We start from the raw sequence: 23,597 nt of genomic DNA, 5'->3' as shown, positions 1-23,597 counted from the left end.
ATGGTTACTCTTAAGATGAGTAAAAGTTAATGAAATCACTTCCATCCCAACTTCCTATCTTCATTCAAGTCGCAAAAAACGGCAGCTTTGCCAAAGCAGCCCGAGCGCTGGGGATCTCCGCACCGGCGGTCAGTAAAGCGATCACCAAGCTCGAAGATGAGTGGCAAGTGAAACTGTTTTTTCGCTCATCTCACTCATTGAGTTTGACGCAAACAGGCCAACAACTTTTCGATGAGTTAACCCCTTCTTTGGAAGCGATTCAAAGCACCATTACACAGCTTTCCGATACTGAGCAAAGTTCCGGCGGAACAGTAAAAGTGAATCTACCCGCAAGCTCAATAGGGCGAGAACATATCTTGCCACTGGTAATCGAATTCATGGAAATCTACCCAGACGTGACCTGTGAGCTGCATTTTGATGATAGGAATGTTGATTTGGTTGAGCATGGTTTTGACCTCGGTATTGGCACAGCCATAAACCAAGATTCACGCTTGATTGCTCGTCCTTTGCTTACTCAAGATGTCGGTATCTATGCCTCTCCAGATTATTTGCAAAAGTACGGAGAGCCAAAGAGCATAGAGGCGTTAAGCCACCACAAGTGTTTACCTATTCGCTCACTCACAACTGGACGTTTCCATTACTGGCGAATCAACGAAGGGGGCAACGCAAAGCTCTATGAGCCCAGTGGTAAGCTGATCATGAATAACTTCGCCGCAGCAAAACAAGCCGCGCTGGCGGGAGCAGGGATCACCATGCTAGGCAGCTGGTTATTTAAAGAGGAATTGCGCCAGCGGACCATCGTCCCTATCTTGCAGCCTTATTGGGGAGAACCTGCCACCATTTGGGTCTATTATTCTTCAAGGCAGTACTTACCCAATCGAGTTCGTTTGCTTATTGACTACTTGATCGAAAACATACACCGTGTTGCCTAAGGAAGGATGTCATTAAACGCGATGAGAATCCTTGAACACTCGCCTTGCACTGACTACAATGGCGCACTTTTTTTAATGACTTCAAGGTCACAAACATGACAGATACAGCTAAACCAGCTCTACCAGATCGCCTAGCGGGTAACCCACGTAGCCCATTCTTCATCAAAGAATGTTTCGATCACCAAATCGGTATCCGTTTCAACGGCAAAGAGCGCACAGACGTAGAAGAATACTGCGTGAGCGAAGGTTGGGTGAAAATTGCTTCTCCTAAAGCAAAAGACCGTTTCGGTAACCCAATGCTAATCAAACTTAAAGGCGAAGTTGAAGCGTACTACGTGTAAGCTGACCACGCTGAATATCTTTGAAAGCTCGAGTTTGACTCGGGCTTTTTTAATGCCTGTCATATCCCTTCCTCATTTAATCTCTTCCCTCTTATTTTCAGTACAAGTTATTAAGAAATCGATGTAAATCGCTGTTTTTATCTAATTGTTGTCTAAAGTTTCTAAAGAACGAACTGCAACAGCGATTGCCAAAAGAAACGACACCTTTTGAATACACGGAGAGGAAATGGAAAGCCCACTTGTTACACTCAAACACGCCAGCAAAAGCTTTGTTGATGGCAAAGAGACACATCGAGTGTTAGAAGGCGTCGACTTTACGTTGAACACAGGAGCGAGTGTTGCCCTGACAGGCGCAAGTGGCAGCGGCAAAAGTACTTTACTCAATGTCATCGCTGGCTTTGAGCCACTTTCCGAAGGTGAGTTGTGGTTAGATGGCGATAACACAGCGGCTTGGAAAGACCCACAATGGAGCCAATTTCGACACCAAAAACTCGGTGTTATCTTTCAGCAATTCAATCTATTAACGCCGCTCAACGTGCAGCAAAACATCGCCTTCCCTCTGCATTTGAATCAGCAGAAATGGAACGACTGGTGCGATTATTTGGTCGAGACTCTGGGCATCAGCCAACTGCTCGATAGACATGTTTCTACCCTTTCCGGTGGTCAACAACAACGAGTCGCTATTGCGCGCGCCTTAGCACACAAACCTAAACTGCTACTTGCTGATGAACCCACAGGTAACCTTGACCAAAAAGCAGGGTTAGAAGTGATGAAACTGCTGAGTGAAATCACCACCCAAGGCAATACCGCCGTGCTCTTGGTGACCCACAGCCATGAATGCGCTGAATTTATGAAAGCACGGCTGCGATTGGATAACAGTCAGCTACAGAACAGCCATCAAGTAAACAAACATGAGCTTCACCATGAAGCAAACTAAGCCATCAAACAACAGATTCACTCATACTCGACTCGCCCTGAATCTGTTTGCAGCGCACTATCGGCAGGCGCCACTGCAAGCCGCCGCAATTCTGATCGGTATCGTGCTGGCCGTGACCTTGTTTGTTGCGGTGCAAGCCATCAACCTCAATGCCAAGCGCAGTTATGCTGAGTCTACCGAGCAGCTCAGCGCACAAGCTCAGAACTTAATTATTCCACCAGCAGGGCAAAACTACCTGCCTGAATCGCTCTACTTCACCCTTAGACAAAACGGACTCAGTGCAGCGCTACCTGTAATCGAAGGGCGAGTGAGAGACGAACAAGGGCGTCGCTGGTCAGTGCAAGGTAGCGAGTTGATTGCCGCCATCTCTTCGCGTTCTCGGTATTCTGCAAACGGAAAGTCAGCAGAAAACCAGCAGAACGTGTCTTTGTTCGACAGTGCTTTACCTTTGCCTGAGCTTTTAGCCGGCAAGCCGATCGTGATGATGAGCCAATCTCAACATCAAAACTTAGGGGAGGTAGAAACCCTAACTCTGGACGACATTCCAACCCAAGTGGTGGTGCTACCTGACGAATGGCAGTTAGGTAGCCGAATGTTGATGGACATTGGTTTTGCGCAGCAACTGCTCAATAAACAAGGACAGCTCAGCTACATTGCGGTTTTCCAGTCAGGTGATAAAGGGAATAAAAACACGCAAGCAAAATGGCAGAACCTGATTGGCGATCAAGGGCAATGGATTGCCAATAATCAAAGCACTGACCTTGGCTCACTGACCGACAGCTTTCACCTCAATCTCACCGCAATGAGTTTACTCGCCTTTTTAGTTGGGCTGTTCATTGCCTACAACGGCGTAAAATACAGCTTGCTGAAACGCAATCGTCTGTTAGTACAAATCCAACAGGCAGGTGTTGCACCGAGCATTGTGTTCTCTGCACTGTTAGTTGAACTCACTCTTCTCGTTACCATCGGCGCTTCCCTCGGTTTTGTATTGGGCATGCAGCTCAGCCATTGGTTACACCCGACCGTGGCACTGACTCTAGAACAGCTTTATGGCGCGACACTTCTGCCCGGCACTTGGCAGTGGCAATGGTGGGCGCAAGCGCTGCTGCTCACGTTAGCCGCCACCCTATTAGCATGTTGGCAGCACTTTAAACAGCGAGTACGTCAGCCGCTTTCCTCTCATGGTGGATTTTATCAAGCGCCGGAAGCCTCTAACGAAAACCAATTGTTCGTGATAGGTGCTGCGTTGACGACTCTCGCACTCGCAGGGTTATGGCTGAGTGAGCATCACCGCTTCACCATGGCGTGGCTCGGCGTGCTTGTGGTGTCGATTCCTTTGTACCTACCCAAAGCACTCAGCGTGTTAGCCAATTGGTGTGAAAAGCGCACCAGTTCTGGTTTGATGCAGTATCTGTTTGCTGAGCTACGCGAGCTGATTTCTCCGCTTTCTCTCGCCATGATGGCACTGCTGCTCGCCGTTACAGCCAATATGGGCATGAACACGCTAGTTGGTAGCTTTGAATCCACCCTAAAACAGTGGTTAGAACAAAGGCTGCACGCCGATATTTACGTCAGCCCTGCCCAAGGAGAAATCGCTGATGTAGAGCGCGCGTTGGGGCAGTTCGACAAGGTTGAGACCGTCTACAAGCAATACTACGTCGACGATAATCTGCAAGGCTTACCGATTTTGCTTGGCACCAAAGACAAAGACACCTTAGAGCAAACCATGGTTTTCAAATCGCATTTGGAGAACTTCTGGCCACGCTTTTACCAAGGTGAGTTAGTCGCTATCAGTGAGCCAACCGCGGTCAAACTGGGTTTATCACTGGGTAGCGAGCTCACGCTTGATGCCGTTCCAAATAAGAACCCACTTGTGGGTGCGGTATTCCATGATTACGGCTCACCTAACGGTGAAGTCTTATTAGCACCAAAGCTATGGCAAGAGAGCGACTTTACGGACTTGCCGACAAGCCTTGGCATTAAAGTATCTGGTGACCCACAAATCGTGTACGACCAACTGCGCGAGCAATTGAATCTGCACCCAAGTCAGCTCTACGATCAGGCGCAAATCAAATCCATCGCGTTGGATATATTCTCGCAGACCTTCGCCATTACACGCGCGCTCAACGGCGTGACGTTGATGGTCGCGGTGATTGGTTTGTTCAGTGCTTGCTTCATGTTGCTCGACGCGCGCAAAGCCGCCATTGCAAGGCTGTACGCACTTGGCGTTAGTCGTCGTAAATTAATGACCATGGTGGTCGGACAGATCGTCGCTTTGGTCAGTTTTACTCTGGTTATCGCCCTGCCCCTCGGAGCCATAGTGGGTTACGTACTGACAGACATCGTCACCTTACGCGCTTTTGGTTGGAGCTTAAATTATCTTTGGAATTGGAGTGACGCGCTGAGCATTGCGGCAATCACCATCTTGGTGGCGGTGATTGCAACCTTGATTCCGCTGTGGCGATTGGTCAGCAAGCCTGTCGTATCCAGTTTGCAAAGCGAGGTGTTGTGATGGTTCGATTAGCAAGCAAACTTGCTCTACTCATAAGCAGCTTATTCCTGTTCGGTTGTGAAGATGCCCAACAAAAAAATATGGGCACGCAAAATATGGGCACGTTGCTGGGAAGCGGAGATACGCAAAGCGAGAGCAAACTATTCACACCCGTAGAAAAAGGGATTGAACTCACCTTCCCCACCGATCATCAAGCGCACCCGAATTTTCGTCATGAATGGTGGTATTTAACCGCCAACTTAATCGATGCAGACGGCAACCCACTTGGCGTCCAGTGGACACAATTTCGCTTTGCTGCTGCGCCGCCAAAGGACGAAGATGACGTGAAGAAAACCGAGTGGCAAGCTCAACAAATCTACATGGCGCACAGCGCAGTCACGACCGCAGACAAACACTACGCCGATGAAAAATGGTCGCGCGATCAAGCCTCTCTCGCAGGCGTTGATTCTTCACCATTTCGGGTTTACCTCGATGATTGGCAGTGGACTTCTTCAACCACCGATCTCTTCACTGCCACATTGAATGCAAACTCCGAACAGTTTGGCTATTCGCTGACGCTTACCAGCACTGCGCCTTATCAAAAGCAAGGCGAGCAAGGTTACAGCACCAAAAGCGCCGATGGTCAGGTGGCTTCGTATTACTACAGCCAACCGTTTATTGATGTCTCCGGTGAAGTCACCATCGACGGCAAAACCCATCAAGTGTCGGGCAAAGGCTGGATAGACCGAGAGTGGAGCTCGCAATTCTTACTCGACTCACAACAAGGCTGGGACTGGTTTGCCCTAAGGTTGAATGACGACACCAGCTTGGTGGTGTTCCAATTGCGGGATTCCAAAACCGGAGCAGCCAGTTACTCCAGCGCAAGGCTGATGCAACAAGATGGTTCTGGCATCGCCATTTCTCAAAAATACATTCAGTTAAAGGCGACTAAGCAAACAGAAATCCAAGGTCGCAATTATCCAACCGAGTGGCAAGTGTCGATTCCTAACCAGCAAGTTGAGCTTACGGTTTCTGCACTCAACCCGAACGCAAAAATGCCCCTTTCTGTGCCTTATTGGGAAGGCCCGGTGCGTATTGATGGCTCTCATTCTGGGACGGGTTACATGGAGCTAACAGGGTATTGAAATATTGCGCGGGAGCCCCAATTATTCTGCTAGAACAAATACTGGCAACCAAGTCATACACTGATTGAAAGGAAATATGATGAACCCAATTATCGCCTTGCTGAAAGAGAACAACATCAGCGATGAACAGATCAACGAAATCTTCCAGACTCTGACGCAAAACCCGCTCGCAGCAATGGCAACCATCAGCCAACTAGGTTTGCCACAAGACAAGCTACAAATGCTGATGGCGCAAGTGATGCAAAACCCTGCGCTAATCAAAGAAGCCGTAGACGAGTTGGGATTGGATTTCTCAAAGGTTGAAGAAGCACAAGAGAAGCTTCAAAGCCAAAACCAAGGCAACTAAGTCTTAGCCATTTAGCGCTGAATATAGAAAAGGCCGTTAACCCGAGCATTTGGGTTAACGGCCTTTTTTATTGGCTACTTTTTTGTCGGCTAATAATCAGCGATTTAAAGACGCGAATTGTTCTGCGGTCATACCGTAGTAAAGTTTATCGTCAAAGCCTTGCTCTAGTTTGTAGTAGTCTTTCTGACGGCCTTCTTGAGTAAAACCATTTTTCTCTAACGTCTTGTAAGAACCAGCATTAGAAGCGTAGCAATCGGCACTGACTTTATGCGCGTTTAGCTCAGTAAAGCCAATCTCGGTCATCATTTGGCAAGCGCGAGTCGCAACGCCTTTACCCCATGCACAAGTTGGTAATTGATAACCCACTTCGTAGTTGCCAGTTAAGAACATCACCGCGGTCACTGCACACATTCCCATGTACTGGCCTTGTTGGTCACGAATCACGAACGTTGGGCTATCTGGCCAAACACCCTCTTTGATCGCTTGTGCCGTATTTTCAATAATAGGGCCAAAGAAACCCTCATACAGGCTGTTGTCAGCAGGTGCGAAGAACAGATACTGATTGACCTTATCGTCGTTCAACATCTCGATAATATCTTGTAGATCAGAGCCTTGAATCAGTTGGATAGTCAACGATTCGTTAAATGGGATGGCTTCGCCTTGTTTTAGTTTTTGATATGACATGTGTTACCTCGTTATCTGCTGAAAATAGTAGCTCAGCGGATAAGAGAAAAATTGGATTTTTGCGACAACTTTCGGGCTGATTAGCAATGAATTACGACTCAAAGTCGCCATAGATATCGATGGTTAAGTCGCGCTTTTTCAAGTATTTGCTCGGCGTTTTTCTTAGCTGCTGTTTGAGGGTACGAATCAAATGTGATTGGTCACTGAAACCAAATTGTTGTGAGAAGCTCGCCCAATCAATCGCTTCTTGTTGCTTGTAGAGGGTCAAAATCATCTGCTCCAGACGTGCCATTTGTTGATACTGCTTAACGCTCAACCCCACCACTTGCTTGAAACTGCGCTCAAGCGTTCTTCGAGAACAGGCGCACTGTTTGGCTATCTCATCAATATCCATCGCTAGTTCAGGTGAGCGTAGTGCTTGAGCGTCCATCACGGCCACCGCTTTTTGCGATGCCAAAAACGGTTTGCTGCGGCAAGGTTCGATATCTAACGCAGCTAGATGTTGTTTGATGTAGTTCAGCAAACATTGCGGTGAATCTTGCAACTCTAGCTGCCATAACCCCTGTTGAAAGCGCTCATCAAACGCCGTGTTGAGCCAATCAAACCATTCGCATTGGTTAATTGCAGCTACTTGGGATGCATCACTAAACTGTGATTCAATGGCATACAACCCTCTGGGCGAAAGGTGATACCAATACGCTTGATGGGTGCCCTATCTTCCAACAACAGCAAGTGTTCGTTAGCCGTTAATAAGTGACAGCCTTTGCCAGCAAGCTTAGTGTCTCCCGTGTCGTAGCTGTAGCCTTGCTCTGGTGGCGTAAAGAGTAAATGAGCACGCGGGTTTGGAATAAGGTGCGGCTTGGGGTTAATGACTTCACCCTCTGGCACTTCCAAGTACCAAACTTGATGAATGAGCCATTCGTACTCTGGCAGAGACTGTTTCCAAGCTATCATGATTGTCCTAGCGGTTAGTAAAGATAATAAGCGCGACGTTTTTGCTTCAACATCTGTTCGTTGAGTGTGACTGATTGACGCTCATCTCGCCACGCATTTCTCACCTAGTTCCCTTGCAAGCTTGTTGGATTACGGTAGGCTTTGAGCAGAGAATACAAGCTGAAAAGAACAAGGAAATACCTCGATGCGCGTCGACTACCACCAACGACTGATTCCTGTGATTCGCTTTTTAGAACAACACTTTAATGAACCACTCAACCTGCCAGAAGTAGCCGCGCTGGCGAACCTTTCCCCTTATCACTTTCATCGTACCTTCAAAGCCGTGCAAGGCGAAACACTGGCCGACTTCATTCGACATTTACGTCTAGAAGCCGCCGCCGATGACTTATTCAAATCCAAGCAACCAGTATTGAACATTGCTCTAGAGTACGGATTTTCTAGCTCACAGAGCTTAGCCAAAGCCTTCAAACAACATTATGGCGTTACACCTACGGCCTTTCGTGACTGCGAAAACTATCAGCAATTTTCTGAATTAGCACGAAACAGCAAGATTGGACACACTTTGCGCAAGAATGGAAACGAAGTAACACCAAGCGATTCATATACTGGCTCTGAACTCACCAAATGGAGCACGACAATGGAAACGCAAAACTTTGAAAAAGCAAAACTGGCTTACATTCGCGTAAACGGCCCTTACGGCCAAGGCTATGAAGAGCCATCAGGTCGCCTGTATCAATGGGCAGGAATGAAAGGTTTGGCGGGCAATACCTGCATCTTCATCTACCATGACAATCCTGAAATCACGCCAGACGAGAAGTGCCGTACTGATATCTGCTTGATGGTGCCAGAAGACACGGAAGTTCCGAAAGGCATTGAGCGGCAAGACTTCCCCGGCGGTCAATATGCGGTGATGCGCCAACACATTACTGATCCGAGCCAATACTCAAAAGCATGGGATGATGTCATGAGCAAGGTAATTGAATCTGGTATTGAGAACGACGACCGTCCTTGCTTTGAGCTTTACCACCGCTTCGACCCACAAACACACGATGCAGACGTTAGCTTCTGCACCGCCATCAAATAAACCAAAAGCCTGCGTACTTGCAGGCTTTCTTGTCTTTGTAACGTGGTAAGAACCGCTTAAATCGCTTCGCCGTTTACCGTTACTGCTACATCAATGTTGCCACGAACTGCGTTTGAGTATGGGCAAACTTGGTGTGCAATGCGCGTTAGCTCTAGCGCTTGTTCTTGTGGCATGTCTAGCTCTACCGCTAGGCTCACTGTTAATGCAAAGCCGCCGTTATCGTTCGGACCAATGCCCACTTCCGCTGTTACGGGTGCACTTTTCAGGTTTACTTTACCTTCACGTGCTACATGCAGAATCGCGTTAGAAAAACATGCCGAATAACCCGCTGCAAAAAGCTGTTCTGGGTTAGTTGCTGCGCCTGTGCCGCCCATTTCCTTCGGGTATGACAGCTCTAGATCGAGAAGACCGTCATCAGTTTTTACTTGACCATTACGACCAGCCAAAGCGGTAGCTTGAGTTTTGTATAGAGTAGTCATGCGAGTGTCCTTCTTAATTTAAGTTGCGCACAATTTAATTGCTTGCAATCTTATATCGAAGTAAAGATCGTTTGCAACTATATTGTGCACAATTTATTTTATGACTCTCTTTCCCTGTGAGCAGGTAGGCAACGCCAATGAGCCAGTGTTACACCGACAACACCATGACCGACGACGATAAACTCTTACTCGAAAACCAAGTCTGCTTCCCGCTCTACAGCGCAGCAAATGCAGTGATCCGAGCGTACCGCCCGTTGCTGGACGAGCTTGATCTGACTTATTCGCAGTACTTAGTGATGATGGTGTTGTGGGAGAAAGATGGTGCCAGTGTGAAAGAGTTGGGGTCACAACTGCATTTGGACTCAGGCACACTCACACCGCTGCTTAAACGCTTAGAAGCAAAAGGCTATGTAGAGCGTGGTCGCAGTGAAACCGATGAACGCGTTCGCGTACTCAACCTAACCAAGCAAGGTCGTGACCTTAAAGAACAAGCTAAGTCGGTGCCAAATGCCATGATGTGTAAAATCACATTAGAGCTGGATGAAATGATCATGCTGAAGAAGCTGTGCGGCAAAGTGCTCGATAATCTGAGCTAACAAGATAGAAGCATCCGCTTCACCACTTCCTATTAGAAAGAGCCTGCCGAGATGCAGGCTCCTTCGATCTTAGTTAGACGATCTACTCAAAGTAATCATCGGTATTCTCTATTGCTAATCTGCCTTCATCTTCAATAAAACCTATCAAAGCAAACTCATCTACATCGGATATGCCTATCAAGTGAAATAGGAAATGGCTATCAATAGGATAGTTACAAGCGATTTTCCTTAAACACACTCCGATGAGAATATACTTTCCGAAAGCAACAACAGCTCAGCTTAAAACATTCAAAGGAAAGTAAATTATGATTAATACTCAAATCAAACCATTTGCAGCTACAGCGTACAAAAACGGTGAATTCGTTGAAGTAACAGAACAAGACGTTCTAGGTAAATGGGCAGTATTCTTCTTCTACCCAGCAGACTTTACGTTTGTATGTCCAACAGAACTGGGCGACCTAGCAGACCACTACGAAGAGCTACAAAAACGTGGCGTAGAAGTTTACTCAGTATCAACTGACACACACTTCACTCATAAAGCATGGCACGACAGCTCAGACACAATCGGTAAGATTCAGTACTACATGCTTGGCGACCAAACAGGCAACATCACAAACAACTTCGGTGTGATGCGTGAAGGTCAAGGTCTTGCAGACCGTGCAACGTTCCTAATCGACCCAGAAGGTACTATCCAAGCAATGGAAATCACTGCTGAAGGTATCGGTCGTGACGCAGAAGACCTACTACGCAAAGTGAAAGCAGCTCAATACGTAGCAGCACACCCAGGCGAAGTTTGCCCAGCAAAATGGAAAGAAGGTGAAGAGACACTAGCTCCATCACTAGACCTAGTTGGCAAAATCTAAGCCACTGAAATTTAAGTTCTAATCAGTTCCGATTTCCTTTTTCTGATTAGAACTGAATTAGAGAGCACTTCAGGTTAGATACCTTGACGACCTTCTGCCTGATTTGCTCTCTCACCCTCAGGTTTTATCTACAGTAACCACTTTTTATTACCTATCTGAATAAGTAGGTGTGCAGTAATTGCGTAGAAAAAATCGTTTAGAACCAGGCATAGATTTTCGATAGCTAGTTACTCTAACTACAAAATCTATAACGCAGTTATCAACGATTTTAGCTAGCAAGAATGAACAAATACTTGTTTTGATTGGTAACTATTTAATTAAGGTAGTAACAACTATGTTAGACCAAGCGATCCAACAACAACTCAAACAATATCTGGCTAATGTAAAAGAAGAAGTTCGTTTAGTGGTTAGTCTAGATGAAAGCAAAGCATCGAATGACATTTTGTCTCTAGCGAACCAAATCGCAGAGATGAGCGACCTAATCACTGTTGAACGTGACGACAACGCAAGCGCACGTAAACCAGTGATGGCGGTAACTAACCCAGCAAAAGGCACAGCACTACGCTTTGCAGGCTTGCCAATGGGTCACGAATTTACCTCTCTAGTATTGGCACTACTTCACTCTGGCGGTCACCCAATCAAACTAGAACCAGAAGTGATTGAGCAAATCGCAGCACTAGACAAAGATCTAGACGTAGAAATCTTCATTTCACTGTCGTGTCAAAACTGTCCGGACGTGGTTCAAGCGTTCAACATGATGGCGGCGATCAACCCGAAAGTAAAAGCAACCATGATCGACGGTGGTTTGTTCCAAGATGAAGTGAAACAACGCGACATCATGGCTGTACCAAGTGTATTCGTGAACGGTGAGCTATTCGGTCAAGGCCGTATGTCTCTGACTGAAATCCTAAACAAAGTGGATGACGGCGCGAGCGAGAAAGCGGCGAAAGCACTGAGCGAAAAAGACCCATACGACGTGCTTGTTGTCGGCGGTGGCCCTGGTGGTAGCGCAGCTGCTCTATACGCCGCTCGTAAAGGTATTCGCACTGGTGTTGTTGCTAAACGCTTTGGCGGTCAGGTTATGGACACCATGGCAATCGAGAACTTCATTTCGGTAAAACGTACTGAAGGTCCAAAACTGGCAACTGACCTAGCAGAACACCTAAAAGAATACGACGTAGACGTAGTGACTGAGCAACAAGCTGAAAAGCTAATGGGCGCAGCACACACAGAAGATGGTTTGATTCACATCCAACTTGAAAGCGGCGCAACGCTGAAGAGTAAGAGTGTCATCTTAAGCCCTGGCGCACGCTGGCGTGAAATGAACGTTCCGGGTGAGCAAGAGTACCGCAACAAAGGTGTCGCGTACTGCCCACACTGTGACGGTCCACTGTTCAAAGGCAAGAAAACCGCAGTTATCGGTGGTGGTAACTCAGGCATCGAAGCAGCTATCGACCTTGCTGGTATCGTAGAACACGTAACGGTTCTTGAATTTGCAGACGTACTTCGTGCAGACCAAGTGCTTATCGACAAAGCGAACTCACTACCAAACGTAGACATCATCACGATGGCGCAAACAACAGAAGTAGTGGGCGACGGTACTCGCGTAACAAGCTTGAAGTACAAAGACCGCAACACAGATGAAATCAAAGAGATTGAACTGTCAGGTATCTTTGTTCAAATCGGTCTAGTACCAAACACAGAATGGCTAAAAGATTCAGAAGTAGCGCTATCTGAGCGTGGCGAAATTGAAGTCGGTAGCCGTGGCGATACTAGCCTAGAAGGTGTCTTCGCAGCTGGTGACGCAACAACCGTTCCTTACAAACAGATCATCATTGCGATGGGTGAAGGTGCAAAAGCAAGCTTAGGCGCATTTGACTACCTAATCCGTAAGCAAGGTTAATCTCCAATTTCTTGAGCACAAAGCGCACGGTGCTGTGTTTTCTTCCCCGGAAAACCAATCGGGGCACCGTGACAGCGATGAGTAACAAGAAATACAATCAAAAAACCTAGAAGCCCAAAGACTTTGCCAGCAGATATTAACTGCTGGCTTTTTTGGTTTGGGGAGAGGTGTAAGCAAATCTCTCAGCGCTCCGAGTTCAAACTGGAGGGAATGGCTCTACAATCACGGATAATTCAGTTCACTCCACCAGCATCACAACGCGCTGCGAATAGATTCTGAATACTCGCTTAGGCTCTTGCAGAATGACGCTGTTCGTTTATCGTTCTCTCCCCGTCATTCCCGCGAACCTAGGTGAGACTCGGAATCTACTCACCGTAAACTCGATCGAAAATGAGTAGCACGAACAAACAAAAGTTGAAACAAGGTTGCAAGCACCTTACCCAACATTCAACCTCAAACCAGCAACCCCACCTAACCTCCCCTTGTATCAAACTCCGAAGCTCTCAACACGCAGAGCTCAAAAGGGAGGAACTGGTTCTGTGCTCGCGGATAGTTCAATTCACAACGCAACATAACAACACACTGAAAGTAGATTCTGAATACTCGCTTAGGCTCTTTCAGAATGACGCTCTTCGTTTAGCACTCTCTTTCCGTCATTCCCGCGAACCTAGGTGAGGCTGGGAATCTACTCACCACAAACTCGATCGAAAATGATTAGCAAGAACACGAACAAACAAAAGGTGAGACAAGGTTGCAAGCCCCTAACCCAGCTCTCAGATTCAAAGCACCAAACCCACCGAATCTCTCAATGTATCCAGATCCAAAGATATCAACCCTAAAAAATTTTAAAAAAGCCCTTTACCTCAACTTTACTTGAGGTTTTAGCATATTCATCGTTGGCTAGAAAATGACAAAAAGGAGCACATCATGATCCAACTAGAACATATTAACTTAGTCGTGAAAGATATCCCTGAAATGCTGAAGTTTTACCAAACTGCATTTCCACATTGGTACGTGCGTGATGAAGGTAAAGGCGAATGGAGTGGCAAGCCAAGAAACTGGCTACATTTTGGCGACGAGTATCAATACATAGCCATGAGTGACCATGGCGAAGGAGAAAACCGCGAGTTGAGCGGGCACCAAGTTGGGCTAGCGCATTTTGCTTATGTGACCAACAACGTCGATGCAATCATCAAAAGACTAACCGATGCAGGTTATCTGATTGCCCAACCTGGTGCTGATGAACCATACCGCAAAAATGTGTATTTTGTTGACCCTGCCGGTTTTGAGATTGAATTTGTTGAATACCTGGCGGATGACCCAAAACTTCGTAACCTGACAAGCTAAAAGAGATGTAAATAATAAAACGCCAGCAGATAGTGACTGCTGGCGTTTTATTTTTTATCTATCGGGCTTCTTTATCGCATTAGCGCTGTTTGGCAAAAACCTGAGTCCAGTAATACCCGTAGCGTGCAGAGTGATTTTCGACAAGCGACGCGCCCATCTGATCAAAATCCGCACTCATGATATTAAGGCAGTGGCCTTCACTCGATAACCAAGCATTAACGACGGCGTTAATGCTGCTTTGCCCTACTGCGACATTCTCACCAATGGCGCTCCAAGCATAGCCCGTTGCGTTAACTCGATCTGACATTTTGCTGCCATCAGAGCCTGTGTGGCTCATGAAATCGCTGTTCGCCATGTCGCTTGAATGTCGATAAGCGGCGCTTTCCAAATCGTAGCTCCAAGTCAGGGCCCCAACAGGTGGCATGGTGGTTGCACCACACTGTTGTGTAGTAGAGCGGGCGCTGTTGACCGCTGCAAGCATCTGCTCGGCAAATGTGCCTTGTGACGATGTGGAACCTGTGTTTTGTGAGCCGCTTTCTGCTGGGGCTGACGACTCCCCGTCGCCGCCACATGCGCTGAGAAGTAGGGCCAAAGCAGGCACTAAGATCTTAGTTGGCATTGTCTTTCCTTTATGAGTGACGAAGAGCAAACTGCGCTTTTCGATAATAACGCCCAATAAACTAACAAAAACCAATAAAAGCGCCATATAGCTTAGGGGGTTTTAACCAAAGACTCACATGAAGTTTTCAATCGCCTTGGTTCGGTCGATAAATCGGCAACGTTTCAGCCCAAGTATGGAATGGCGTTTCATCCATATCCTGTATTGCTTGAGTGATAAAATCGATGAACACCCTAACTCGTGCAGGCACATATTCCCGGTTGGCATAGAGAAGATACACGCCATTTCCTGCTTGGCGCATGCTCGGAAATATCGGCACTAAACGCCCCGATTTAAGCCAGTCTCTCGCGATAAAATGAGGGATCTGAGTTAATCCTAAGCCTTCTGCGCAAAGCTCTGCCATGGATTCACCGTCATTTACAATATAGTTTCTTTCGGGGTCATATTCACTCGCACCGTCTGGTTCTGGCATCCGAATCGGCAACAGTTTCCCCGTTTGTTTAAAACGAAAACGAACCCAAGAATGGTCATTGAATACATCCGGGCCACTCGGAACACCATGGCGCGCTAAGTAATCCTGACTGGCACAAATGATAAAATCGATAGGGCTCAGCTGACGCACAATCAATTGACTATCGTGAACGACACCAGAGCGAATCGACACATCAATACCTTGCTCAATAATATCAACGTAGGCGTCATCGTAATGAATATCGATAGTGATGTTAGGGTAGCGGCGACAAAACTCTTTTAATAAAGGACGAATATAGAGGCGACCGTACGAGACTGGCACATTAATCTTAAGCTGCCCTGAAAGCGCATCATTGTGACTTTTTAATGAATCCTCACATGCCGCCAGCTCCTCCAGTACAAACCTAGCAGTATTTGCGTACCTACGACCAGCTTCTGTCAGGCGGCTCTGTCGCGTAGAACGTTGAAAAAGCTGTATACCCAAATCGCTTTCAAGACGATGTATGGCTTTACTCACGGTCGAAGGGTCAGTGCCATACACTTTGGCAGCCGCAGCAAAACTACCGCCATCTAAAGTGGCAATAAAAAATCGTAGGGACCGTATCTTATCCATATAACCAATGAACTCTATTCATGAATTTTATTCACTTTAGTAAAGACCAAGTGGCTCTTCAATCACTAATTAGCCTAAATATAATGAACCTCAATAACTTGATGCTCTGTTAGCGAGGAAAAAACCATGGGTAAAAACGGATTGAAGAATGCACTACAACTATTGATAGCGACACTAGTCCTATTCTTTGGGGTGCTTCAAACAGCACATGCCGCAGATAAACGAATTGGTATTCTGGTTTACGATGGCGTACTGACCTCTGATGTTACTGCGCCTTTAGAGGTCTTTGGCGTCGCAAGTCGTCTCACTTGGTTTAGTGATTATGACGTGCTCACCATTTCCGTCTCAGATCAGAAAACCATCACCACTGAAGAAGGATTAAAAATTGGTGTGGATGCTTGGATTGGTGATCTGCCGGAACTCGACGTATTGGTTTTAACATCCAGCTATGACATGGATGCACTAATCGAAAATAAAGATCTCATTCACTTTATTAGAACTACCTCAAAGGCGGCAGATTGGATGGCAAGTAATTGCTCTGGCGCGTATTTGTTAGCCGAAGCTGGCCTTTTAAACGGTAAAAAAGCAACAACTTGGGCCGGAGGTGAAAACGGCTTTCAAAGAGATTACCCAGCAGTCAAAGTACAAGTCGACCAGAATTTTGTCATTGATGATGGCGTTATCACTTCGAACGGTAGCCTAGTTAGCTATCAAGCTGCTCTTAAGCTACTTCACCTTATGACTTCAGAGTCTAAAGCTCAGGAAGTCGCAGATGCCATCCAGTACTCACGCTTTTCCAACCAACCATTTTAAGCGTGTAAGAAAGAAATCAGAGTCACCCTTCGATATTTGGAAGGTTAACTCTTCGAATTTGTCTTCCTAATCGAACAACCCTTTTTATCACTGTAAAAGCGATAAAAAGGGTTGTCGTTCATCTGGCAGACACAACGTGCTCTCCAAACTTTTTATCTTAATGCTATGGAAAAACATAAACGTTACGAAGCACTGACGAAAGATCGATACCAAGAGATCTACCGTCTCGCGTATTGGTTATGCAAAGATCACCACCTTGCTCAAGATTTAGCGCAAGAAACCTTTCTGAAAGCGTGGCGATTCTTTGATAAATTAAATGACCCCAACGCCGCGAAGTCTTGGCTCATTACTATTTTGCGTCGTGAGAATGCTCGGCGCTTTGATAGAAAACAGTACGATTTTGTCGACATTGATGAGTGTGCAATACAGACAAAAACCTACCCTGGCAGTGACTACGACATGGCCCAAGATTGGCTTCAAAAACAAATGATGATTCTCGAACCCAAATACCGAGAACCGTTGCTCTTGAGCTTAGTGGCTGGGTTGAATCATGATGAAATTGCCCAAGCCTTGAGGCTCAACCACAACACAGTGGCGACTCGATTATTCAGAGCGCGTAATCAGATCATCGCACAGAAGGAGAGTCATTAAGACACAAAAAGTAGTCAACCATGTAAACTAACTGGCTATGCTCCGGTCTATTTCATAAGTCGTTACACAACTCGACGCTTTAACGCTTTACATCAAGCGCGACTAGATGAACACTTCTTGTCAAAGTACAATAACAGCCGACATAGAGTAGAGTCAGTAAAACATTATGAGTAACACGACGGCGAAAAAGCCGAATCCCTTATTTGAAATCCTTTTCAACGTATTTATCCCTTCCTTCATTTTGATGAAGTTTAGTGGCGATGAGCATCTAGGGACAGCAATGGCGCTGGTTGTCGCTTTGCTATTTCCTATCATTTATGGCGGTATGGACCTTGTCCGTAACAAGAAATTTAACTTTATTTCTGCTCTGGGCTTTATCAGTGTTCTACTAACTGGTGGCATCGGCTTGTTAGAGCTTGATACACGCTGGTTAGCACTAAAAGAAGCCCTGATTCCTGGCCTGATCGGTTTAGCGGTTTTGGGGTCAACGTTTACCCGCTACCCACTGATGCAGAAGTTAGTACTGAATGACACAGTGTTGAATCTCGCGTTGATTAACCAACGTTTAAAAGAAAATGGTAAAACCGATGCGTTCGAACGTTGCCTTATGTCTTCTAACTACCTGTTTGCAAGTACTTTTGCGTTCTCATCTGCAATGAACTACTTCCTTGCGACTTGGATTGTGACTAGCCCTTCTGGTACTGCTGCCTTTAACGAAGAGTTAGGAAAAATGACGCTGTACAGTTACCCAATGATTGCCATCCCAAGTATGTTGATGATGTTTGGTATTTTTTATTACATTTGGCGTCAAGTACGTGCGATGACATCGCTCGAAACAGAGCAAATCTTCCATCTAAAATAGCCCTATCATTACAAATAAACCCATAAAAAAGGGAGGATTTTATCCTCCCTTTTCTCAACAGACTCACTGTAAATCATAGCGTCAAAATGATTTTACCTGACACTGCTGACGAGCGTCGCTCAACCATTTCAATCGCTGTTTGAAAGTCCTCTAACGACAGATCATATGCAACGTTTAACTTTATGTCGCTGCTAATAAAGTGTTCTAACATTTCAGCGAACACCGTCTTTCTCCCGCCTTTACCTACCGATTCTTCCCAATACCGCAAAAAGAATGTACTAAAGTCGATGTTGTTGGCCTTCATCGATTCAAAAAACTCAGGCGTATAAGGCGTTAACGACAATGTTCCGTAGTTGATGTATTGGCCGTTTTCTTTCAAGGTACGAATGAGATCCGTGCCAGCCTCACCGCCTATCGCATCCAAAGCGACCGTTGGTTGTGGCAGTTGGCGCGTTTGCAGCTGCGCTTGTAAGTTTTTCTTCGCGTCCAACACTGGAATGGTATCGTACGGATACTCGTCTCGCTTTGAGGTCACAGCAATCAGTGCAAAACCCAGTGAATGGGCGAGCTGGGCAAATATCTTACCGATCGCTGACCCTGCTGCATTGATGATCACCACATCGTCTTTGTTCAACTTAGCTACTTTAGTGGTGATCACCCACGCGGTTAACGCGTTGATGTACAACTGACAGGCATAGCCGTTCTCCAAACTCTCAGGTAGCGGAAAAAGATTCTCAGGCGAGGCATCTATGTAGTATTGCCAAGTCCCACTCATCGCCACCAACACCTTTTGCCCAACTTGAAGGTCAGTTTGATCAACTGCACTGACTTCCACCACACGCCCAACCGCTTCAAATCCCGGCACGCGAGGTGGTACGTGAACGCGGCGGTATTGCCCAACACCATGAATGGAAAGCAAGTCACTTGGGTTAATATTGGTGGCTTCCAGTCGCACCCGAACCTTGCCCTGAGCAAGCGGTTTGAGGGGCTCTTTTTCCAACGACAGCGACGTTTTGGGTTGACCAAAACAGAATTGATTCACTCGAGTATTTATCGTTGGTGCCATTGTTATTCATACCATGTAATTGAAATTCAAAAAGGAAGTTTCGTAACTTCTACTCAAAAGCATTAAGTGAAGTCGAAACTCTGTATTTCTACCTGCGCGATGCGCCGTTCACTCTAAACTGTTGTGGCGTCATATCAAAATAGGCTTTAAATGCTTTGATGTAGGATGAGTCGTTTTGATAACCCACTAGGTCTGCAATGGCTTGGATTGGCAACGATTCATCTAACAAAGAAAGCGAGTAAATTAGCCGAATTTGTTGCCGCCAAAGTAGAAATGAAGTGTTGAATTCCTTGGCGAACAGCCGTGATAAAGTACGCTCAGACGCCCCAATTTTCTCCCCCCACTCTTTTAGCGAACAGCTCAACGCTGGCTCGTCAGTCAGTCGCTCGAAAATCAGTTTTAGTCGTCTGTCTTGTGGCAGCAATAACTGAAATGTCTGCACGTTGCGTTTCAAAATTTGATCATGCAGCACCGCCAGTAAATGCAACACTTCTTCGTGGCTTATCTCACCTTCACACAGTCTGCGGATCTCTTGTAAAAGCTCATTTAAAAACGACGTTAAAGCAATGGTTCTCACTTGTGGCTCGTACGTCGCACCAAACTCAGGGTTGAGGTAAATACCAACAAATATCGTATTGCTTAGAGCAATCGACTCGTGTTGAACACCCGCAGGAACAAATAACGCAGAGGTGTGCGGAACCAAATGCTGATAATGCTCCGTTTGTGTTTGCAATAACCCTTTGATAGGAATGATGATTTGATGCCAAGTGTGTTGATGCAGCGCATCAATGTAACCTTTTGGCATGTCGATGGTTTTCACTAAAACAGGAGAATGGGAATTCGCGGCCATCATCTCATTGGAGGTGACGACGCCTGACTTCGAATCAATTTGGCGAGTTAGCATTGTTAGTTGTCTTTTCATCCCTACACCGACACAAGTTTACTAGGCTATCATGCTCCGCATCGCGAATGAAGGTAAACACTTTATCTCTCATTCAAATAATAAGGAGGTTGCATGAAGAAAATCGGCGTCGTAAAAGCTGTGCTAGCAGGGAAAACCGTCCCTTATGCTCATGGAGCGCAAAGCGCAATCAACAAACAAGTGCTGCCTGAGCGCCAGCACGCAACTGAGCTTGGTTTTATCAGTGATGAACAAGGCGATCCGCGCTTTCATGGTGGCATTCAAAAAGCGCTTCATATTTACCCAAGCGAACACTACCCAATCTGGCAACAAGAATTAGGCGAAAGAACCATTTTCCAATCCGTCGGCGGCTTTGGCGAAAACATCAGCTCCGAAGGCGTCACCGAATCCACGATTTGCTTGAAAGATAAAATTCGCATCGGCTCAACACTACTGGAAGTGTCGCAAGGTCGCATGCCTTGTTGGAAACTTAACGTACGCTTTGACCAACACGACATGGCGAGAAGACTGCAAGATACGCTTCGAACAGGCTGGTATTTCCGAGTGCTGGAAGAAGGCGATATCGGTGCAGGTGACGAGATTATTCTGTGCGAAAGACCTTATCCAGAATGGCCATTGGCTCGTATCATGGGTGCGGTTTTCACTGGCTGTTTAGATAGAAAAGAACTCACTAAGCTGTCTGAGCTGCCGTTAGTCGAGTCTTGGGGCAAGCTGGTCGAGCGCCGTCTAGAAACTGGTGAAGTCGAAGATTGGGAAATGCGCTTGATTGGCCCAACTGCCGTTAATACTCAAAAGTAAAATTTGTAAGCCATGCTCTGAACCGACTATGCCGTCAAGAGCGTGTTTTTTGTTTTACTTCGCACTCGGGGCTGGGCGTTTCGACTTACCTTGAAACTGCTTAATGCTCTTCTTAGCATGAGTTCGACGGTTGGCTTTTTTATCGCGTGGCGCGCGTTTGCTCTCGCCAGTTGATGGCTTATCCGTTACTGGAAAACCTGCCAGATCTTGCACTGGTAATGCACGTTGAGTCAGATGACGAATCGCGCTTAGTGCGTCCATTTCACCATGACAAACCAATGACACCGCCACACCTTGTTCGCCTGCGCGAGCGGTGCGCCCTACTCGGTGAACATAGGTTTCTGCATGCATTGGCAGTTCAAAGTTGATCACTACAGGCAATTGCTCAATGTGAATGCCGCGCGCTAGTAGATCGGTGGCAATCAACACCTGAATTTGCCCAGATTTAAACTGCGCCAGTGCTTCTTCTCGCTCATCTTGACTCTTATTGCCATGCAGCGCATTGGTTGAGATGCCCGCTTTATTCAGCTTCTTCGCTAAGCCATCGGCGTTCTCTTTCGCACCAATAAAGACTAATGCCTGAGTCCACGCGTTTTTTTGAATCAGTTCAATCAATGCCTTGGTTTTACTGCCTTTGTTAACGAGGTACAGCGTTTCAGCAATATCTTGGTTGGTGCTGTTTTCTTGATGCGCTGCAACTTGCTTTGGTGCCGGCATAAGCAGCTTCGCTTTACCCTTCAACTCATCTGAAAACGTTGCCGAGAACATCGCGGTTTGACGCTGGTTTGAAATCAGCCCCGCAATATTTTGTACGTCAGGCCAAAAGCCCATATCCAACAGACGATCCGCTTCATCCAACACTAGGTAATGGATATTGCTTAAGTCTAAACCGTTGTTTGCCAGATCAACCAAACGACCTGTCGTCGCGACAAGGATATGAGGATTTGTCGCTAGCGCCTGCTGTTGTTGCTCTTTATCAACGCCGCCACACAAACACACTGCGTTGAGTTCAAGAACTTGACCAACTTGGTTAATTGCTTCACTCACTTGCATTGCCAGCTCACGAGTTGGCACAAGAATCAGCGCTTTTTGCTCTGGATTGACACCCAGCTTTTCCAACAAAGGCAAACCATAAGCAAGGGTTTTGCCGCTGCCTGTATTTGCCAAAGCCAATAGATCTTGACCAGCCAACAGCTCAGGAATGGCCAACGCTTGAATATCGGTCGGTTTCTTGAAGTCTTTTGGCAGTGCGTGAATCAGCTCAGAACTCAATGAGAGAGTAGAAAATGGCATTAACGAAAACCTTGTACTTTGGGTTGAAGAAGCAATAAAAATAATGAAGATGCGGTAAAACGCAGGCGCGGACTTTACCACAATCTGCTAGGTGAACCATCCTATTTTAGGCGCTTAAACCAAGCGTCGCCTACGCAAATCGTCAGAAAACTAAAAAGCGCAAAAAAGCCGTTAGTCTGTACTGCCACAGAGCTAACGGCTAAAAAACCTTGAAGAGAACGCTTCATCAGCCTTTCACTGCGGCTGAAAAGAAATGTGCAGTTTATTAAAGCACAGCTTTACGATTCGGTAAGAACACTTCACCCAACATGCAACGAACCGAACCACCACCAATAGATTCTATGGTAGAAACGTCGAATGGCAGCAATTTACCGTGCGTTGCCAATTGGTTTCTTTGTGCTGGTGAAAATGCATCGTACGCCGATTGCGACATCGCAATCACCTTGTCGCCGTTGATCGTTTCTAGTTGCAGAATGTTACCGCAGAACTGGTTCATCTGATCAAGCGAAATTGAGATGACTTGCTTGTCTTTGGCGAGTGACTTCATTACAAAACGACGCTCAAATTCTGGGATCACTTCGTCACAAATCACGCAAAACTGTTCGCCAACCGCCATCATCACATTGGTGTGATAAATCGGCGCACCAGACGGCAAACGAGTTTGGAAAGAAATCACTCGTTCATAGCCAATACGATCGGCGTAATCTTCTAAAACCAGACGATCACAACGTTGTGAGAGTGCGGCATAGACCGTTTTATTTAGGTGGTCAAACACCATCACACCCGTGCTTTCTAAATACGCTTGCTCGTCAAGATATTCAGTTAGACTGCTGCGTCGATGAACTTCTCGCCCTGCTTGCGCTAGTGCTGCCACAAGCGCATCGGGACGTACTTCTTTTTGACGGTTTTCACAGGCCATTGGAAAGGTGTACAACGTGCCATCTGGCGTAGTGCTAAACCAATTGTTTGGAAATACCGCGTCTGGCGTTGCAACATCTGAAGTTGGATAATCAAACTCAACAACTTGAACGCCCTCTTGACGCAGCGTTGCAACCATACTCGCGAACTCGGCCATTACTCGACGTGAGACTTCTTCTTGGCTGAGTGACACTTTATGTTGGAACTCATTATCTTGTGCGGTTTCTTCATTAAAACGAAACTCTTTCGGTGGCACCATCACTACGCAGTTCGCGGTTTGGCGCTGAGCACTTTGCGTGCTTTCTTCTTTCCCATTAGCAAATTGGGTCACTGATTCGTGTAATAGCATCCAATACATTCCTTATCACTAGAATGAGGAGATTGTAAATTTATTGTTAACTTCAGTTTTGCTGTTTTGACAATTAATTTAATTGCCCAAAAGTAATTTTTGCTGCATTAAGTTCATTTT

Annotated in this window: 23 protein-coding genes and 1 pseudogene; 15 read left to right on the top strand and 9 right to left on the bottom strand. The window is 46.3% G+C overall.

Features of this window, described 5'->3' with window-relative positions; translation table 11 throughout:
- Nucleotides 1-29: 29 nt before the first annotated feature.
- The 6 genes from KI742_RS06260 to KI742_RS06235 all read left to right on the top strand — a co-directional run bounded on the left by KI742_RS06260 (nucleotide 30) and on the right by KI742_RS06235 (nucleotide 6,192).
- Complete coding sequence (locus KI742_RS06260; protein WP_285385355.1) at nucleotides 30-932, top strand: LysR family transcriptional regulator; 903 nt, start codon at nucleotides 30-32, stop codon at nucleotides 930-932.
- 95 nt (nucleotides 933-1,027) lie between these two features.
- Nucleotides 1,028-1,273, top strand: a complete 246-nt coding sequence (locus KI742_RS06255) for a DUF3297 family protein (protein WP_005383498.1) — start codon at nucleotides 1,028-1,030, stop codon at nucleotides 1,271-1,273.
- Nucleotides 1,274-1,499: 226 nt separating this feature from the next.
- Nucleotides 1,500-2,210 (top strand): ABC transporter ATP-binding protein, encoded by a 711-nt coding sequence (locus tag KI742_RS06250; RefSeq protein WP_130545675.1) that lies wholly within the window; start codon nucleotides 1,500-1,502, stop codon nucleotides 2,208-2,210.
- On the top strand, nucleotides 2,197-4,722 hold the full coding sequence (locus KI742_RS06245) for an ABC transporter permease (RefSeq protein ID WP_285385357.1): 2,526 nt from the start codon (nucleotides 2,197-2,199) through the stop codon (nucleotides 4,720-4,722). The genes KI742_RS06250 and KI742_RS06245 overlap by 14 nt, the downstream gene beginning before the upstream one ends.
- Complete coding sequence (locus KI742_RS06240; RefSeq protein ID WP_285385359.1) at nucleotides 4,722-5,846, top strand: lipocalin-like domain-containing protein; 1,125 nt, start codon at nucleotides 4,722-4,724, stop codon at nucleotides 5,844-5,846. The genes KI742_RS06245 and KI742_RS06240 overlap by 1 nt, the downstream gene beginning before the upstream one ends.
- A 79-nt stretch (nucleotides 5,847-5,925) precedes the next feature.
- A complete protein-coding gene (locus tag KI742_RS06235) occupies nucleotides 5,926-6,192 on the top strand; it encodes a DUF2999 family protein (protein ID WP_285385360.1) in 267 nt (88 codons plus the stop codon).
- A 96-nt stretch (nucleotides 6,193-6,288) separates the two neighbouring features.
- Here the strand turns inward: KI742_RS06235 and KI742_RS06230 are convergent, their stop codons facing one another.
- Nucleotides 6,289-6,876, bottom strand: coding sequence for a GNAT family N-acetyltransferase (locus tag KI742_RS06230; protein WP_180826811.1), 588 nt, complete (start codon nucleotides 6,874-6,876; stop codon nucleotides 6,289-6,291).
- Between the two features lie 91 nt (nucleotides 6,877-6,967).
- A pseudogene (locus tag KI742_RS06225) lies at nucleotides 6,968-7,830 on the bottom strand (helix-turn-helix domain-containing protein).
- Nucleotides 7,831-8,014: 184 nt separating this feature from the next.
- On the opposite strand from KI742_RS06225, the gene KI742_RS06215 reads away from it, so the two are divergent.
- Nucleotides 8,015-8,914 (top strand): GyrI-like domain-containing protein, encoded by a 900-nt coding sequence (locus KI742_RS06215; protein ID WP_285385365.1) that lies wholly within the window; start codon nucleotides 8,015-8,017, stop codon nucleotides 8,912-8,914.
- Between the two features lie 56 nt (nucleotides 8,915-8,970).
- Here KI742_RS06215 and KI742_RS06210 read toward each other — a convergent pair whose 3' ends face one another.
- Complete coding sequence (locus tag KI742_RS06210) at nucleotides 8,971-9,393, bottom strand: organic hydroperoxide resistance protein (RefSeq protein ID WP_005374640.1); 423 nt, start codon at nucleotides 9,391-9,393, stop codon at nucleotides 8,971-8,973.
- Between the two features lie 137 nt (nucleotides 9,394-9,530).
- Here KI742_RS06210 and KI742_RS06205 point away from each other — a divergent pair, with 137 nt between their 5' ends.
- The 4 genes from KI742_RS06205 (at nucleotide 9,531) to KI742_RS06190 (ending at nucleotide 14,102) form a co-directional block, all read left to right on the top strand.
- Complete coding sequence (locus KI742_RS06205; protein WP_005374637.1) at nucleotides 9,531-9,989, top strand: MarR family winged helix-turn-helix transcriptional regulator; 459 nt, start codon at nucleotides 9,531-9,533, stop codon at nucleotides 9,987-9,989.
- Between the two features lie 305 nt (nucleotides 9,990-10,294).
- Nucleotides 10,295-10,852, top strand: a complete 558-nt coding sequence (gene ahpC / locus KI742_RS06200) for an alkyl hydroperoxide reductase subunit C (protein ID WP_005374632.1) — start codon at nucleotides 10,295-10,297, stop codon at nucleotides 10,850-10,852.
- A gap of 334 nt (nucleotides 10,853-11,186) precedes the next feature.
- Nucleotides 11,187-12,755 (top strand): alkyl hydroperoxide reductase subunit F, encoded by a 1,569-nt coding sequence (gene ahpF / locus KI742_RS06195; protein ID WP_005374617.1) that lies wholly within the window; start codon nucleotides 11,187-11,189, stop codon nucleotides 12,753-12,755.
- Nucleotides 12,756-13,682: 927 nt separating this feature from the next.
- Nucleotides 13,683-14,102 carry a VOC family protein gene (locus tag KI742_RS06190; RefSeq protein WP_253657588.1) on the top strand — a complete coding sequence of 140 codons (420 nt, stop codon included), beginning with the start codon at nucleotides 13,683-13,685 and terminating at the stop codon, nucleotides 14,100-14,102.
- A gap of 79 nt (nucleotides 14,103-14,181) precedes the next feature.
- On the opposite strand, the gene KI742_RS06185 is transcribed toward KI742_RS06190, so the two are convergent.
- Together KI742_RS06185 and KI742_RS06180 are read right to left on the bottom strand one after the other, a co-directional pair.
- On the bottom strand, nucleotides 14,182-14,721 hold the full coding sequence (locus tag KI742_RS06185) for a CAP domain-containing protein (protein ID WP_017820077.1): 540 nt from the start codon (nucleotides 14,719-14,721) through the stop codon (nucleotides 14,182-14,184).
- A 127-nt stretch (nucleotides 14,722-14,848) separates the two neighbouring features.
- Nucleotides 14,849-15,805, bottom strand: a complete 957-nt coding sequence (locus KI742_RS06180) for a LysR family transcriptional regulator (protein WP_042522258.1) — start codon at nucleotides 15,803-15,805, stop codon at nucleotides 14,849-14,851.
- A 126-nt stretch (nucleotides 15,806-15,931) separates the two neighbouring features.
- Here KI742_RS06180 and KI742_RS06175 point away from each other — a divergent pair, with 126 nt between their 5' ends.
- The 3 genes from KI742_RS06175 (at nucleotide 15,932) to KI742_RS06165 (ending at nucleotide 18,131) form a co-directional block, all read left to right on the top strand.
- A complete protein-coding gene (locus KI742_RS06175; RefSeq protein ID WP_053350144.1) occupies nucleotides 15,932-16,618 on the top strand; it encodes a DJ-1/PfpI family protein in 687 nt (228 codons plus the stop codon).
- 120 nt (nucleotides 16,619-16,738) lie between these two features.
- Entirely contained in the window at nucleotides 16,739-17,269 is a 531-nt protein-coding gene (locus KI742_RS06170) for a sigma-70 family RNA polymerase sigma factor (RefSeq protein ID WP_255209459.1), read from the top strand.
- A gap of 166 nt (nucleotides 17,270-17,435) precedes the next feature.
- Nucleotides 17,436-18,131, top strand: coding sequence for a VC0807 family protein (locus KI742_RS06165; RefSeq protein ID WP_005383527.1), 696 nt, complete (start codon nucleotides 17,436-17,438; stop codon nucleotides 18,129-18,131).
- 73 nt (nucleotides 18,132-18,204) lie between these two features.
- On the opposite strand, the gene KI742_RS06160 is transcribed toward KI742_RS06165, so the two are convergent.
- Nucleotides 18,205-19,197 carry a zinc-dependent alcohol dehydrogenase family protein gene (locus KI742_RS06160; protein ID WP_213964021.1) on the bottom strand — a complete coding sequence of 331 codons (993 nt, stop codon included), beginning with the start codon at nucleotides 19,195-19,197 and terminating at the stop codon, nucleotides 18,205-18,207.
- A gap of 88 nt (nucleotides 19,198-19,285) precedes the next feature.
- Nucleotides 19,286-20,101 carry a helix-turn-helix transcriptional regulator gene (locus KI742_RS06155; protein WP_285385418.1) on the bottom strand — a complete coding sequence of 272 codons (816 nt, stop codon included), beginning with the start codon at nucleotides 20,099-20,101 and terminating at the stop codon, nucleotides 19,286-19,288.
- Nucleotides 20,102-20,212: 111 nt separating this feature from the next.
- Between KI742_RS06155 and KI742_RS06150 the strand changes: the two genes are divergently transcribed.
- Nucleotides 20,213-20,917 carry an MOSC domain-containing protein gene (locus tag KI742_RS06150; RefSeq protein ID WP_285385367.1) on the top strand — a complete coding sequence of 235 codons (705 nt, stop codon included), beginning with the start codon at nucleotides 20,213-20,215 and terminating at the stop codon, nucleotides 20,915-20,917.
- A 54-nt stretch (nucleotides 20,918-20,971) separates the two neighbouring features.
- Here KI742_RS06150 and KI742_RS06145 read toward each other — a convergent pair whose 3' ends face one another.
- Nucleotides 20,972-22,210, bottom strand: coding sequence for a DEAD/DEAH box helicase (locus tag KI742_RS06145; RefSeq protein WP_213866657.1), 1,239 nt, complete (start codon nucleotides 22,208-22,210; stop codon nucleotides 20,972-20,974).
- Between the two features lie 265 nt (nucleotides 22,211-22,475).
- The gene (locus KI742_RS06140; RefSeq protein ID WP_005374598.1) at nucleotides 22,476-23,477 is read right to left on the bottom strand and encodes an arginine deiminase-related protein; all 1,002 of its coding nucleotides are present in this window, start codon (nucleotides 23,475-23,477) and stop codon (nucleotides 22,476-22,478) included.
- Nucleotides 23,478-23,597: the final 120 nt, after the last annotated feature.

The sequence above is a fragment of the Vibrio sp. D417a genome (genome assembly GCF_030248595.1).
Classification (GTDB): domain Bacteria; phylum Pseudomonadota; class Gammaproteobacteria; order Enterobacterales; family Vibrionaceae; genus Vibrio; species Vibrio alginolyticus.
Note: the sequence above shows the minus strand (reverse complement) of the source record. Positions and strands in the feature narration are given on the sequence as shown.

Coding starts and splice junctions, on each gene's coding strand:
- KI742_RS06145 (WP_213866657.1), bottom strand. CDS start 22,210: ATGCCATTTTCTACTCTCTCATTGAGTTCTGAGCTGATTCACGCACTG.
- KI742_RS06140 (WP_005374598.1), bottom strand. CDS start 23,477: ATGCTATTACACGAATCAGTGACCCAATTTGCTAATGGGAAAGAAGAA.
- KI742_RS06240 (WP_285385359.1), top strand. CDS start 4,722: ATGGTTCGATTAGCAAGCAAACTTGCTCTACTCATAAGCAGCTTATTC.
- KI742_RS06155 (WP_285385418.1), bottom strand. CDS start 20,101: ATGCTAACTCGCCAAATTGATTCGAAGTCAGGCGTCGTCACCTCCAAT.
- KI742_RS06260 (WP_285385355.1), top strand. CDS start 30: ATGAAATCACTTCCATCCCAACTTCCTATCTTCATTCAAGTCGCAAAA.
- KI742_RS06160 (WP_213964021.1), bottom strand. CDS start 19,197: ATGGCACCAACGATAAATACTCGAGTGAATCAATTCTGTTTTGGTCAA.
- KI742_RS06175 (WP_053350144.1), top strand. CDS start 15,932: ATGGGTAAAAACGGATTGAAGAATGCACTACAACTATTGATAGCGACA.
- KI742_RS06235 (WP_285385360.1), top strand. CDS start 5,926: ATGAACCCAATTATCGCCTTGCTGAAAGAGAACAACATCAGCGATGAA.
- ahpC (WP_005374632.1), top strand. CDS start 10,295: ATGATTAATACTCAAATCAAACCATTTGCAGCTACAGCGTACAAAAAC.
- KI742_RS06190 (WP_253657588.1), top strand. CDS start 13,683: ATGATCCAACTAGAACATATTAACTTAGTCGTGAAAGATATCCCTGAA.
- KI742_RS06255 (WP_005383498.1), top strand. CDS start 1,028: ATGACAGATACAGCTAAACCAGCTCTACCAGATCGCCTAGCGGGTAAC.
- KI742_RS06150 (WP_285385367.1), top strand. CDS start 20,213: ATGAAGAAAATCGGCGTCGTAAAAGCTGTGCTAGCAGGGAAAACCGTC.
- KI742_RS06250 (WP_130545675.1), top strand. CDS start 1,500: ATGGAAAGCCCACTTGTTACACTCAAACACGCCAGCAAAAGCTTTGTT.
- KI742_RS06165 (WP_005383527.1), top strand. CDS start 17,436: ATGAGTAACACGACGGCGAAAAAGCCGAATCCCTTATTTGAAATCCTT.
- KI742_RS06215 (WP_285385365.1), top strand. CDS start 8,015: ATGCGCGTCGACTACCACCAACGACTGATTCCTGTGATTCGCTTTTTA.
- KI742_RS06180 (WP_042522258.1), bottom strand. CDS start 15,805: ATGGATAAGATACGGTCCCTACGATTTTTTATTGCCACTTTAGATGGC.
- KI742_RS06185 (WP_017820077.1), bottom strand. CDS start 14,721: ATGCCAACTAAGATCTTAGTGCCTGCTTTGGCCCTACTTCTCAGCGCA.
- KI742_RS06205 (WP_005374637.1), top strand. CDS start 9,531: ATGAGCCAGTGTTACACCGACAACACCATGACCGACGACGATAAACTC.
- KI742_RS06245 (WP_285385357.1), top strand. CDS start 2,197: ATGAAGCAAACTAAGCCATCAAACAACAGATTCACTCATACTCGACTC.
- KI742_RS06210 (WP_005374640.1), bottom strand. CDS start 9,393: ATGACTACTCTATACAAAACTCAAGCTACCGCTTTGGCTGGTCGTAAT.
- KI742_RS06230 (WP_180826811.1), bottom strand. CDS start 6,876: ATGTCATATCAAAAACTAAAACAAGGCGAAGCCATCCCATTTAACGAA.
- ahpF (WP_005374617.1), top strand. CDS start 11,187: ATGTTAGACCAAGCGATCCAACAACAACTCAAACAATATCTGGCTAAT.